Below are 12,828 nucleotides of genomic sequence, written 5' to 3'. Positions count from 1 at the left end.
TGCTGACTGTGACCTGAAGCGCTAAAGTGCCTGAAGGCGGACCGAAATCTTCAGGCCGGGATGATTGTCTTCGACGCGGATGTGCGCCGCATGCAGATCAGCGATGGCCTTGACGAGGCTCAAACCAAGGCCGCTTCCCGGTGTGGTGCGGCTCTTGTCCAGCCGGTAGAGCCGTCTGAACACCATTTCCCTTTCGGCTGTCGGAATTCCCGGGCCCGTATCTGCGACAGTCAAGACCGCATGGTCCTGGTCCTGTCGCAGCGACACGTTGATCGAGGTAAGTGGAGGGCAATGCGTAATGGCATTTTCGACGATATTGACGAGCATCTGGACGAGGAGCTCCTTGTCACCGTTGACAAGAATAGGAGAGCAGTCTTCCACCGTCAGACGCTGGCCACTGTCCTCTGCGACCTCGGTGTAGACGTCATCGACAAGCAGGAGAATGTCTCGAAGGTCTACTGCATGGAAGCGTAGACGACGCGCTCCGGCCTCAATTTGCGAGATCCGCAGCAGCGCCTCAAACGTCGCGTTTATCTGATCGCTCTCTTCGTGGGCCTCTTCCAGGAGCAGGGCAACCTCGTCCTGCTCCTTATGGACCCGGCGAACCTCCTCGAGTGTCAGTCTGAGGCGATTGAGAGGCGTCTTTAGCTCATGAGCAATGTCGGCGCTGACCTGACGCATTCCTTCTACCAAGCCGGCTAGCCGCGCGAGGGCATCATTTATTTGCGCGAACACATGGTCCAGGTCATCGTTCGTGTTGCTAAGGGGAATTCGGCTATCGAGCCGTCCGTTTGAAACCTCCAGCATCGTGCGTGTGACGCCGTCCAGGCGCCGTTGAGCGCGGCTGGCAAGATAGACGCCACCCCCGACGGCCCCGATGACGGCCAACCCCGCTGCCCAGACGAGACTGATCAATACCGTTCTCAGCAGCGAATTCATCTCGGAATAGCTCTGCCCTACGACGAGCGTGTCCGCGCCAAGCTTACCGACCTGGATCCTGAACATTGATTTGCCCTTGAGGCCAATATCCGACGCCGGAACGGTGTAAACACCTTCCGGGAGGGCCGGCGGCTTGAAGTTTCCAGCCAGCTTTCGGCCGTCGCTACCGACCAGGGAGTAAATTCCATCGTCTGGCCCTTCGAGGTTTGCGTAGTTGTTGAGTGTTGTGATCAGATCTTCGATGTCGTTCGGCGCGTAGGTTGAGGAAACGACATGAAAGGTATCGGCGAGCGTCGTATCGAGCTCGGCGTTCAAGCCGTCTCGAAGCACATGATACATGACGCCGCCGCTCGCAACGACCGTCAGGATGAAGAGGAGCGTAAAGGAAACGGCCAATCGGAATGGCGTGCTGCGACGAAGGCTAGCCAGGCGCATGCAAGCTGTACCCCGTGTGTCGGATGGTATGCAGCAGTTGTACCTCGAAGGGCTTGTCTATCTTGGCACGGAGGCGGCTGATATGCGTCTCGACCACGCTCGTCTTGGGATCAAAATGGAAGTCCCATACCTGTTCGAGGAGCATGGTCTTTGTCAGGACTCGCCCTTCGCCACGCATGAGAACTTCAAGCAGGGTGAACTCCTTGGGCTGCAGCTCGATCAACTGCCCGCCGCGCCGTGCCTGCCGACGCATGAGATCAAGCTCCAGATCAGCGACGCGAAGAAGTGTTTTTCGCTCCTGTACGGGCGGACGGCGCGCAAGGGCATTGACCCTTGCCAACAACTCGGAAAACGCAAAGGGTTTCACGAGATAATCGTCACCCCCGGCCTCCAGCCCCTCGACACGGTCATCGACGCCTCCGAGCGATGTAAGGAACAGCGACGGTGTGTTCACCTTGGCGGCGCGCAGTGATCGCACGATAGAAAGACCATCGAGACCGGGGAGCATCCGATCGACGACTACGACGTCATAATCCTCGCGCTGGGCTTGAAACAGTCCGTCCCGCCCGTCGCTGAGAACGTCGCACAGGTGTCCCGCCTCGGAGAGGCCCTTGGCCACAAAGTCGGCTGTCTTTCGATCGTCTTCGATAAGTAGAATACGCATCGCTTACGGTGCCCTTGTCTATTCGCACGTTAACTGACCGAGCATCCTTACGGCAAGTTTTCGGCGATTATACCGATCCGTAAGGAACGCCGTCAGGCGTCCTTTTCGGCACCTTACGAAACCGTATGCTGCCGGCAAGACGATCGTATGCAGGAACCTCTAGTGTCCGATCGCTGTCACTTCGGGCAGCAAAATGAAGAGGACATCCCATGAAAACACTTGTTGCCGCCTCCTTCGTCACCGCCGTTGCGACTGCCGGATTGGTTGCCGTTTCCGCTCCCGTGTATTCGGCCGCCCCCTGTGAGGACATGCTCAAGGAAATGCGGGCAGCCAAGGCGGACGCAAAGCTCAGCGACACGGACATGCAAAAAGTTGACGAGCTTGAAGCCAAGGCGGTCGAACGGTGCAACGCCGACGACGACACGCGCTCGGACAAGTTCATTGCCGAGGCGATGAAAGCAATGGGCAAGTGAGGAGCATTCACATGAACGCGCAGGCGCAGACTGAACTGCCGAGCCGGGTGCCAAAGGTAACCGTCGATTTCTGGCTCATCAAACTCATGGCCGTCACCATGGGAGAAACGGCTGCCGATTATCTCGCGATCAATCTGGGTGTTGGGCTGACTGCCACCTCCATCATCATGTCGGCCATACTTCTTGCTGCCATTGGCCTCCAGTTTGCCCAGCGACGATATGTTCCCGCAGTCTATTGGGCAGCCGTCGTCTTTATCAGCATTGTCGGAACCCTCGTCACAGACAACCTTGTTGATAATTTTGGCGTGCCACTCGAGGTCACGACGGTCGCGTTCACGCTACTGCTCTTGCTCACCTTTGCCGCCTGGTACGCGATCGAGCGTACCCTCTCGATACACACGATCTATACGGCGAGACGGGAAGCCTTCTACTGGCTCGCCATCCTCTTCACCTTCGCCCTGGGCACAGCCGCTGGCGATCTGATCGCAGAGACATTCAGTTTCGGCTACCTGACGACCTCTGTCATCTTCCTGGCGGTAATCGTTGCGATTGCTGCTGCCTACTATCTGCTGAACGTAAATGCGGTCGCCGCTTTCTGGCTCGCTTACATCTTCACTCGCCCCATGGGGGCTTCACTTGGGGATCTCATGTCACAACCGGTGGATTACGGTGGGCTCGGTTTCGGCACGATCTACACAAGCCTGTTCTTTCTTGGCCTGATCATCGCGATTGTCATCCACATGACGCTCTCGCAAACTACGAGAGACGCAGGAGAAGCAATACGATAGCCGTCCCGGAAAATCGAGACGTCAGCCCAATCCGTTTCAGGTAGGTGTCAGGCCGGGGTCAGATAAAAGGACAGCCTTCGGATTAGTAGCATTGAGACTGACGATGGCGAACGTGCGCCACCCTTCGTACCCCGCCGCACCCCTGGTGACGGTGTTCATGATCTTGGTTGTGGCTTGGTTCGCGCTGCTCGCGACATTCTACAGTCATCCGACGATCGACATTGACATCTCGTCTGCATTTTTCAGCGGGCCGGTTTGTGCCAAGACCGTCGCGGACGGGGCGTGCGGATATTTTCCGCTTCGTCGTATTCAGCTTTTTGAAGAGGTCCGCCGGGCGCTCTACATCCTGCCTTACTTCGCCGCCGCACTGATCCTGATCACCGGCCTTGTCGGTGTCATCTCCAGGGAAGTGCGTCAGTACGTCCCGATGGGTCGACTTTTAGTGGCGTTGATCAGCCTGGGAGTTGGACCTGGCCTCGTTGTCAACCTGCTGCTGAAAGCGCATTCCGGCAGACCGCGACCGGTTCAAACCAACCTTTTCGGAGGTCCCCTCGATTTCGCCGCTGCCGGGACGTTTGCCGGGGAGTGTGCACGAAACTGCTCGTTTGTGTCAGGAGAGGCTTCCGGGGCCGGATGGTTGATCTGCCTCTTGTTCATAGTTCCCGCCAATGCACGCAGCTGGGTCGCGCCACCCCTCGTCATTGCCTCTGCGACGATGGCCGCCTTGCGCGTTGCAGTTGGCTCGCACTACGTTTCCGATGCACTCCTCGGCTGGTTGCTGGCCGTGATCGTGTTTATGGGAATGCTCATTGTCGAGAACCGGATCTCGGCGGGGTGGTCAAGCCGGTTGGCGTGATTTGTTGAATTTTGGGCCTTTTATTCGCGCACCAACGGCACCAATTCCCGTCGCTTTCAACGGACACAGATATCCAGGCTCGCAAGCCAGCTCTTGACCCTGTCGCGCGTGGAGCCGGGTAGCAGGCGGCTGCGCTGCGACGTCATTGAACTCGCAAAAGCGGCCGAAGACGTTCTCGGAGCCCAAGCCGAGGAAGCGCTTCGCCGCGGCATTGATATTGGATTGGAGGAAGCCGGTCCGATTAGGGTCGCAGGTGACGACACGATGTTGCGAGAGATGCTTGTAAACCTCGTCGACAACGCAATCCGCTATACTCCCGTGGGCGGCAAGGTCACGGTATCGGTGACCCGCCTCGACGGTAGGGCATTGCTTACCGTCGAGGACGTGGTCCCGGAATCCATCCGATGGACCGCGAGCACGTTTTCAAGCGATTTTACCGGGGCATGGGAACGGAGGAAGAGGCAGCGGTCTGGGTCTCGCCATCGTGCGAGAAGTCACAGAGGGAGCGGGAGGTACCGTGTATCTCAGCGATGCAGCCGGCGGTGGGCCTGTTGGTCACCCTGCGATTGCCGATCCTTTAGACACTGTAAGGGCAAGAGACGAATAGGGTGTCTCCCAGAAACCAGCCTTTGCGCCACGCGGCTGGCATGTAGCGAGCCTCCTCGGCAATGCAACCGTACGATAACGTACAAAATAATTGCGCAGGCAGAACGTCGGACCAAAGTCCAGTTGTCGTTGGACTTCCTCGACCTAATCTTGTCATCGTTCTTCCGTCCGGGGGAAGGACATGGAGGCCACAAGGTGTCGCGGAAACCCCCTTGTGGCCTCCCATTACCGCTTGAGGAACAGAGCGCCCAAATTCTTGCGGGCGCCCTACGGAAAGGTGTGCTTTCGATTTTAGCGGCGCAGCGCAGGCTGGGCAACGAAACCGATTATAGTCTGGCGCGGGAGCTAACCCGCCCTCTCAAAAATCTCTGACCCCGTTGGCATTGAATTACGCGCCAGAAGGTGGTGGTGCTCGAACTGCGTTCAGTTCCCCCGGGCAGGGCGGGAGATGCCGTCAAACCGAGATCATATCGCCTCTGCTTCTACCGCCTTCACCGTGAGGCGATGAACTTGCCCATCGCGAGCCAGCCAGTCGATCGATTGTCCTTTTGAAAGTCCGATGAGCGCCGTTCCAATCGGGGTCAGTATCGAAACCGCGCCCTTTGCGATGTCCGCCCCTCCAGGAAGACGAGCGTGACCGCACGGTCTTCGCCGAGGTCGCTCACCAATCGCAGCGTGGAGCCCATGTGGACGACATCCGTGGCGATAGCCTCGTCGGACACGATGCAAGCGCGTTCGAGTTCGGAAAGTAATTCCCCGGCAATATCAGTACTTTTCGAGCTATGGGTCTCCGCGAGTTGTGACAATCGCGTGTGGTCGGTCTGTGTGAGGGTCATCGAGGATTGTCGAAGCGTCGTCTGGGACGCCATTTCCTACGTCCTAAAAGACCGTGCTGGCAGTAAGGAGCTTATGTCGCGTCAGTGGCAGCGCCAGATCCGTCACGCGGTGCGTTGCCGTCGCCCCGCGGCACGGCACGACGCACCAAGCCGGGGGGCTAGGATTCTTCGATCGGAAATGCTCGTTCAAGAACGAGATGGTGGCGCGGGATAGGCATGGTCGAAGCATGCTGATCGCGGAGGGATTTCAAGTCTTGCGGGCGAGTGTCAGGCAATTGAAACCCGCCAGAGTTCGCGCTGACGGGCTAAAAAGTCTCTTTGTCCCACGTCTGTCCCGTAGGACTGTGACTAGAAATTAAAGTACAGGCTCACGCCCGGCCTACGCTGGTAAGAGTAGTAGTCGCGATAGCCGTACCGGGGATATCCATACCGTGGATAGCCGGAATACCGATGACGGTAGCATGAGCCGTAATACCGGCAGTCGCGGTAGGCGTAACTCCGGTTCTTGTAGTGGCCATAAGCATAGCCATTCCCGTGGCCCTTGTGCCTGACAAGCTCGACATCGGTGGTGTGTAATGGCGCTGCTTTCGGCACCGCGATCGGCGCAGCGCTCAGCGGCAGGGCGAACAATGCAGCCAGGACCATGGCTGCGAGAGGTGAAAAAAGCGTCTTCATCGGGGCATCCTTTCAGGCAGTGAGTCTCGGTTACCAAGCATTAACCTGCGATGAACGGCTACGCGCATGCCGCGGCAATGATTGCAGATATAGCGATTGAATTAAAAAGCCTGCGTGATGAACGCATCAAAGTCTCCTCCGGTATGAGTTACGCATCGCCTTTCATCACGATACAGGTGCTTCCTCCACGATGCAGCTCGTTCGTAGCTGCTCGAAGCTTTCAACTAGCTTTCAGCCTTCCTGACAGATAGCGACCTTACAAAAACGTAAGCAAGCGGACAGAGCAGGGAGATATTCGGTGGGCAAGGTCTGGCTGATGTGATCATCCCCCGGGCCTTCAATGAACTACCTTCCCGAGCACGACAATCTAATCGCCCTCCAGGCGCTGCCGCAGCTGCGGACCTTTCTCATCAACCTCGATCGGGCGCCCGATCGCGGAAGGCGCATGACGTTTCTGATCAAAACCTTCGGGTTGAATTTCGAAAGGATTTCGGCCGTGGATGGAGCTGACCTTCGACTGCCGATTTCGGACTTCGATGAGCGCGGCTACCTCTTTCGGCACGGGCGAAGACCAAATCCATACGAAATCGGCTGTTACCTCAGTCATGTCGACTGCGCCCGGCGTCTCATTGCATCACCTGATGAACATGCCCTGATCCTCGAGGACGATCTCAATTTCGACCCGAATTTCATGGCCGTCCTGAAGGAGGTGCTGGCTAATCGAGACCAATGGGACATCGTCAGGCTTTCGACGGTCAACAAGGGAAGGAAGTTCCGGTTTCGCCGGCTGACCTCTCAACATTCGATGGCGATTTCACTGACACGGGAAAAGGGCGCTGGGGCGTACCTGGTAAATCGCCGCGCCGCGGCTTGGATCGTCGATCGCCTGATGCCGATGCGATTGCCATACGATCTGGCATTTGACATGGAACATCTGGTTGGTCTGAGGGCGTTTTTTGTTGATCCCCCGCCAGCCAGGCAGGACGCCGAGCCCAAATCTCAAATCCAGGAGAGACTATCACGCTACAAGCTGGGCTGGCGCAAGCCACCCACAGTGATGCCGTATCGGGCAGGGGTCGAGATTGCGCGGTTTGTCATCAGGGCGCTTCGACTGTTCAGGTGCAAGGTGATCGCCTAAAATGAAGCCTGGTCATCCCGAATTTATCGCCTATCTCTCCCCGCAGACCACGAAGGGGCGGTCCGGTATTGAATACCACGTAGCCCGGGACGAATGACATGCGGGAACCAGCGCAGTTTAATGGCGATCGGGAGCGCACAGCCTATCAAGGCCGTCGAACACCTATCTCAGCCAGGAACAAGGGCATCTCCGTCTGGTCCACTGTCGGCCTTGGTCTGCTCCTCGCCCTCGTCGTCCTGCTCGTTGCCAATTCATGGCGAGGAACTCCCACGGTCGCTCCGCTGAGATCGACGTTGTCCTCCAACTTGCCTGCTGCTCCAATTGCGGCTCTTGTGGGCGCGTAGGCAGCGTTCAAATCGAAACGCGGCCGAGTGCCTGTAGCCCTAATTCAAAACCGGCAGATGCCGATCCGTTTCACTTTCAAAGCGCGATGCGAGGTGGGGAGCATAGCGAAGAACATCTGACCGAAGTCGAAGGAGTTCAAGGTCTTTGGCTTTCCCTTCCAGCATGAGGTCGAAATCAAGATGATCGATCGTGCGCACGAACGTGGAAAAAGGGAATGGGTTGCATGTGCCCGCTTGCCCGGTCATCAAGGGAGCACCAGCGACGCCTTAGAATGGTTATTAGAGGAGGCGTAAAATGTATATTAGGCGTGGCAAAAGACGTACACTAGGCCAAGGCAACGCTCAAATTTCCAACTTTCTAGCCTCGTCTTCGACCGCCTGCTGGGATATCTCCATAGGTACCGCCGACATGAATGACCAGCACTGCTCACGACCGAGATCGCTGGTCAAGCATCTCTGTCTGACAGAAGTTGTCCACCTCGTCGTGACGATTTGCAAAACTAGTGCCCCGCGGTGTTACAGTATTGGCTGCGTCGCGTCCAACACCTTTGATCGTGTGTGCGCATGAGGCAAGGCTGAGCATTAGTAGGCAAGTAGCGGCAAGCGCTGAAATGATCTTCATTTTTGAACGTCGAAGCAGGGTTAACGCGCCGCCTTTGCTCGTAATGAACTCGGAACTCGTTTGTTCCCGCTGATTCCAAACCTCGCGCTCGAACAAAATCCGTCTGCCGAAAAAGGCCCGGTGCTGGGAGCACCGAGCCCTTTGCGCGCTGGTTTCTCTGAGGGACGGATACCAGCTGACAATGCCGCTGTGAAAGCATTGCGAGCTTCAAACCGTTCAGCTTAGGAAAGGTTCCCAGTCGATTCTACTTTCATGGCAAAGATTTGAATCGAAAGCCCGGCGGATCAGATGACCAGCGCCGGGCCTTGAGCGGACCTGCATAGGGCGATGCTGATCCCGCAGCGTGTTTCAAAAATCGCTGCGTCCTGCAAACAAACGAGGTCAGGGAAAGTTCCCGACCGATTCATTCATTTATGCGACGCGCTGGCGATATTCTGGTCCTTTCCCAAAGGCTGCCGAACCAGGCTCCCGAATGGACCGGCGACGGTCGAGTTTGAAGCGCCCGACGAGGCTTGCCAAAAGGGCAGCACCGGCAGCGAGGGCTTCACTGGTCGAACTCATGGTCTTCACCATGGCCGCATTGTGCTGCGTCATCTGATCGAGGGCGGCCACGGCGGAACTGATGTCAGACAGGTTAGCAGACTGCTCCACGGATGCTCCGGCAATGGCCTCGACATTATGGTCGATGGCCTCGACAAAACCCTCGATCTTGTTGAGGGCGCTTCCGGTGGCGCCCACAAGTCGCACTCCCTCCTTCACCTCGTTGCTTGAGTTCTGTATCAGTACGGAGATCTCCTTGGCGGCCATAGCAGAGCGCTGTGCGAGCTCGCGAACCTCCTGTGCGACGACAGCAAATCCTTTTCCGCTCTCGCCGGCCCGAGCTGCTTCCACACCCGCATTAAGCGCCAGAAGGTTGGTCTGGAAGGCGATGTCGTCGATGACGTTGATGATGGTCGAGATCTCCTGCGACGCTTTCTGTATCCTTTCGATCGCCATGACGGCGGAATTAACAATCTCGACGGATTCGCTGGCTGCGCTACGGGCAACCCGAACCAGCTCCCGCGTGTCGGCGGTCCGCTCCGTTGATCCCTTGACCGCCGAGGCGATCTTTGTCAGCGCCTCGGCGGTTTCTTCCAGCGCCTTTGCCTGCTGCTCTGACCGCTCCGCAAGATTCGTCGAACCGTCCTGCATTTCTGAGCTCTTCGCAGTCAGAGAACGCGTCTCGGCCAGGACCTGTTCGAGCGTTTCCTGAAATTTTCCAATTGAGGTGTTGAAGTCCTTCCGGAGATGTTCGAACTCCGGCGTGAATCGTTGGTCAATCGTCATGCGGATGTTGCAGTCAGCCAAACGCTCGAGGCCATTTCCAACCTCCTTAAGAGCATAGACGCGTCCCGTTATATCAGTTGCAAACTTCACGACCTTGGCCACCTTGCCATCATCATCGAAGATAGGGTTGTAGGTCGCCTGGATGTAGATTTCCCGGCCGCCCTTTGCGATGCGCTTGAATTCGTCGCTAAAGAAGTCTCCCCGACCAAGACGTGCCCAGAAGTCCTGATAAGCCGACGACTTCACGTAGTCTCCTTCGCAAAACATCCTGTGATGCTGTCCCACAATGTCGGAAAGTGAATACCCGAGCGCCTGAAGGAAGTTTTCATTCGCCGTCAATATCTCGCCCCTTGGGGTGAACTCGATGATTGCCTGCGCGCGCGATAATGCACCGAGTTTGCCGATGCTGTCGGATTCCCGCAACTTTGCCCTGGTTATGTCGGTCGCGATCTTCACAACCTTGTAAGGTTTTCCGCGCCTGAAGACCGGATTGTACGAAGCCTCGATCCAAACAGGCCTGCCGTCCTTGGTAAACCGCTTGTACTGGCGCTGGTCGAACTTTCCAGACGCCAGCCCCTGCCAGAAAGCCTGATAGTCCGGCGAGTTTGCTTCGCGTGGGTCGACGAATATGCGGTGGTGCTTGCCCGTAAGCTCGCCGGCTGCGTAACCAAGGACTTTGCAAAAATTCTCGTTGGCCGAGATGATCGTTCCGTCAAGTTTGAACTCAATCAATGCCTGGGACCGGTCCAATGCTTCAATAATGGCGCGGGAATTCAAGGCTTTACTTATAGAAATAGACATATATATCTCCAATATAGTTAAGCATACCTTGGATAAAATCGACTAAATATTGATTAAAACGGTAAGCAAATCCTAGATCAAAAAGGTGTATTCTAGTAATAGGTGTAAGAAGGGCCAACCGGTGCGGGAAACTGGCCCTCGGCGTTCCCGAGTATCGACACCATCATTCATAACGATGCGATGCGTGCCCGCTCGGTTCTTGTACAACTTGGCCTCGGGGGTGAGGTCCCGATTCAGCAGAACATGGTCGTCGCCAAGGATCGAGATGAAGGGCACGTTTCGGTTCCATGAGGAGTTCGGCGCTGCGGTCGATCTCATCAATAGCCGGCGGGTCGATCTTAAGCCCCTGTTGAGCGGCATTTATCCGCTGACGGAAGCGGTTCAGGCTTTCGAAGCTGCCGGGGATCGGAGCAAATCGATGAAGGTACAGCTGGCCTTCTAGCCGGGCGATAGCGGACAGCTTTGGGGCGCCGCGTACTTGGCGGTGCATCCCGTCATTGCGAGAAACCAAAAAAGCGGATGTATCGTGGAGAAGGCAGAAATCGGGCTGATCGGCTTGCCGTCATGGGTTCCAACCTGGCGCTCAACATTGCGGAAAAAGGCAACAAGATTGCTGTCTTCAACCGCACGCCTGAGAAGACCGACGAATTCTACGAAAGCGCCGGTGATTTGAAGAAGCAGATCATTCCCTGCAAGACGATCGAAGAGTTCGTCGAGGCGATCCGCCCCCCGTGCCCGATCATCATCATTTCGCGAGGCCACATTCTATGCTTTCGCGCGCAAAAGTGTGGTCGCAATATCTCTGAACCCGAGGCCAGCCGGTTCCGACGAAACCCATCGTGGCTTATGCGGAAGTTTGTCCATTATGGGCAAAATGTTGCGCACGCCAAAAGAATTGCGGATGTAGCCGAACATGGGAGCGTCGTTGCGTGAATCACCAACGAAAGCCGTGACTGAAGGCGTCGTCAGGGGATCCACCGCGAAAGCTTCATTGAGCAATCGCTCGCTCATGGCTTTCTTGTCATAGTTTCCGATCCACGTATTGATATGAATGGAGCTGATGGCGACGGTCGCCGCCATCTGCCGAATTTGATCAGCCAGGATATCGACCTCCTCGTAGGGTACACCACCGATGTCGATGGCAACATCTGCCAGCCGGAATGCCTGATCATGGGCAATCCGAAATGGCGAGGGCGTGGATCTGATAATCTTCCCGATCGCTTCGAGATGTTCACGCTGGCGTCGCGCCTGCAGGGCGCCGTCTTCCCAATAGTCGAAGACGACCTCGCCATCTCGCCGGAAAACAGCAAAGGCTCCGCTCTCGCCGATGACCGCGGCCACCGGCCAGGCTCGAACGATGTGTTCGCACCAGCCAGCCGATCCTCCGGTTACGGGAATGATTGAAATCCCGGCGCGGTAGAGATCCCAGAGGGCTTGGTAAGTCTGTGGTAACAGCTGACCTTCTGTCGTCAGGGTATCGTCGATATCGGTGAACAGGTAACGCACGTTGCGCAGGTCCGCCGGCGATGGGGCAGCGCCTATGAATGTCATGAATACTCCTCGCCGCACAACACGATGTCCATGCTGCTTGCCGCGCAAGCGGCGACAACACCTTGGTCGTCAGGCAGCCGGTCGGTGTAGAACCGGGTCAGTTTGTTGAAGGGGGCGACGCGCACCGAAGCGTTGCGCATCCACTTGCTGGCATCAGCTGCCAGGAAACAGCTCTTGGAATTTTCGATAATGGCGTTGGTGATCTGCGCTTCACTGTAACTGAAGTCCATCAGCCCATGAACGTGACTGAGGGCGCCGGCTCCAACGACGGCGTGCGTGGCATAGAACTTTTCGAAAAACCGGATGACGTCGGCGCCGACCACATCCCGGTCGTCATGGCGCAACAGCCCGCCAGTCAGGTGCACCTCGATGTTTGAGGCGTCGCAAAGGATAAGCGCGACATGGATATTGTTGGTAACGACCGTAAGGCCCTGGTGATCCCGCAACGCCTCGGCAACAAATTGGACGCTGCTGCCGATCCCAAGGAAGACTGTGGAATTCGGACCGATGTCGCTTGCAACGCGTCTCGCGATGCGCCTTTTGGCAGCGCTGTTGAGCTGAGCGCGTGCATTGACGGAGATGTTCCTTCCCTCGACGGGCACATCGACGCCACCATGAAAACGCCTGGCATAACCAAGGTCGCAAAGCGCGTTTATATCGCGCCGGATCGTTTGCGTCGTCAGGCCGAACCGACGCGCCAAATCCTCGATGAACTGCATCCCCTCGTTCTCGATGAGCGCGAGCATGTCGCGCTGTCTGCTCGATATCATTACC

The 12,828-nt window shown here is 56.9% G+C and carries 13 protein-coding genes and 2 pseudogenes; 7 read left to right on the top strand and 8 right to left on the bottom strand.

Features of this window, described 5'->3' with window-relative positions; all coding sequences use genetic code 11:
• Nucleotides 1-21: 21 nt before the first annotated feature.
• Entirely contained in the window at nucleotides 22-1,374 is a 1,353-nt protein-coding gene (locus FHT76_RS25800) for a HAMP domain-containing sensor histidine kinase (protein ID WP_259185968.1), read from the bottom strand.
• The gene (locus tag FHT76_RS25795) at nucleotides 1,361-2,038 is read right to left on the bottom strand and encodes a winged helix-turn-helix domain-containing protein (protein ID WP_259185966.1); all 678 of its coding nucleotides are present in this window, start codon (nucleotides 2,036-2,038) and stop codon (nucleotides 1,361-1,363) included. Before FHT76_RS25795 ends, FHT76_RS25800 begins: the two co-directional genes overlap by 14 nt.
• Nucleotides 2,039-2,247: 209 nt before the next feature.
• On the opposite strand from FHT76_RS25795, the gene FHT76_RS25790 reads away from it, so the two are divergent.
• The 4 genes from FHT76_RS25790 (at nucleotide 2,248) to FHT76_RS41440 (ending at nucleotide 5,133) form a co-directional block, all read left to right on the top strand.
• Complete coding sequence (locus FHT76_RS25790; RefSeq protein ID WP_259185964.1) at nucleotides 2,248-2,511, top strand: hypothetical protein; 264 nt, start codon at nucleotides 2,248-2,250, stop codon at nucleotides 2,509-2,511.
• An 11-nt stretch (nucleotides 2,512-2,522) separates the two neighbouring features.
• Nucleotides 2,523-3,299, top strand: a complete 777-nt coding sequence (locus FHT76_RS25785) for a hypothetical protein (RefSeq protein WP_259185962.1) — start codon at nucleotides 2,523-2,525, stop codon at nucleotides 3,297-3,299.
• Nucleotides 3,300-3,402: 103 nt separating this feature from the next.
• Nucleotides 3,403-4,155 (top strand): phosphatase PAP2 family protein, encoded by a 753-nt coding sequence (locus FHT76_RS25780; protein WP_259185958.1) that lies wholly within the window; start codon nucleotides 3,403-3,405, stop codon nucleotides 4,153-4,155.
• A 264-nt stretch (nucleotides 4,156-4,419) separates the two neighbouring features.
• Complete coding sequence (locus FHT76_RS41440) at nucleotides 4,420-5,133, top strand: ATP-binding protein (protein WP_405049513.1); 714 nt, start codon at nucleotides 4,420-4,422, stop codon at nucleotides 5,131-5,133.
• 93 nt (nucleotides 5,134-5,226) lie between these two features.
• On the opposite strand, the gene FHT76_RS41275 is transcribed toward FHT76_RS41440, so the two are convergent.
• The 3 genes from FHT76_RS41275 to FHT76_RS25765 form a co-directional block, all read right to left on the bottom strand.
• Nucleotides 5,227-5,322, bottom strand: coding sequence for a hypothetical protein (locus FHT76_RS41275; RefSeq protein WP_310503290.1), 96 nt, complete (start codon nucleotides 5,320-5,322; stop codon nucleotides 5,227-5,229).
• Nucleotides 5,323-5,342: 20 nt separating this feature from the next.
• Nucleotides 5,343-5,630: a hypothetical protein gene (locus tag FHT76_RS25770; RefSeq protein WP_310503289.1), complete on the bottom strand. Its 288-nt coding sequence runs from the start codon at nucleotides 5,628-5,630 to the stop codon at nucleotides 5,343-5,345.
• Nucleotides 5,631-5,945: 315 nt separating this feature from the next.
• The gene (locus tag FHT76_RS25765) at nucleotides 5,946-6,272 is read right to left on the bottom strand and encodes a hypothetical protein (RefSeq protein WP_259185957.1); all 327 of its coding nucleotides are present in this window, start codon (nucleotides 6,270-6,272) and stop codon (nucleotides 5,946-5,948) included.
• A gap of 340 nt (nucleotides 6,273-6,612) precedes the next feature.
• On the opposite strand from FHT76_RS25765, the gene FHT76_RS25760 reads away from it, so the two are divergent.
• Nucleotides 6,613-7,410 carry a glycosyltransferase family 25 protein gene (locus tag FHT76_RS25760; protein WP_259185955.1) on the top strand — a complete coding sequence of 266 codons (798 nt, stop codon included), beginning with the start codon at nucleotides 6,613-6,615 and terminating at the stop codon, nucleotides 7,408-7,410.
• 1,377 nt (nucleotides 7,411-8,787) lie between these two features.
• Here the strand turns inward: FHT76_RS25760 and FHT76_RS25750 are convergent.
• Nucleotides 8,788-10,503, bottom strand: coding sequence for a PAS domain-containing methyl-accepting chemotaxis protein (locus FHT76_RS25750; protein WP_259185954.1), 1,716 nt, complete (start codon nucleotides 10,501-10,503; stop codon nucleotides 8,788-8,790).
• Nucleotides 10,504-10,686: 183 nt separating this feature from the next.
• Between FHT76_RS25750 and FHT76_RS25745 the strand changes: the two are divergent.
• Nucleotides 10,687-10,945: pseudogene (locus FHT76_RS25745) on the top strand (L-idonate 5-dehydrogenase); the annotation flags it as partial.
• 84 nt (nucleotides 10,946-11,029) lie between these two features.
• Nucleotides 11,030-11,253, top strand: a pseudogene (locus FHT76_RS25740) (NAD(P)-binding domain-containing protein); the annotation flags it as partial.
• A 15-nt stretch (nucleotides 11,254-11,268) separates the two neighbouring features.
• On the opposite strand, the gene FHT76_RS25735 reads toward FHT76_RS25740, so the two are convergent.
• Both FHT76_RS25735 and FHT76_RS25730 read right to left on the bottom strand, forming a co-directional pair.
• Nucleotides 11,269-12,054: an HAD-IIB family hydrolase gene (locus FHT76_RS25735; RefSeq protein ID WP_259185953.1), complete on the bottom strand. Its 786-nt coding sequence runs from the start codon at nucleotides 12,052-12,054 to the stop codon at nucleotides 11,269-11,271.
• Nucleotides 12,051-12,824: a DeoR/GlpR family DNA-binding transcription regulator gene (locus tag FHT76_RS25730; protein WP_183756076.1), complete on the bottom strand. Its 774-nt coding sequence runs from the start codon at nucleotides 12,822-12,824 to the stop codon at nucleotides 12,051-12,053. The genes FHT76_RS25735 and FHT76_RS25730 overlap by 4 nt, the downstream gene beginning before the upstream one ends.
• Nucleotides 12,825-12,828: the final 4 nt, after the last annotated feature.

This window comes from Rhizobium sp. BK176, from assembly GCF_024808055.1.
This window is presented reverse-complemented; position numbering and strand designations above follow the sequence as displayed.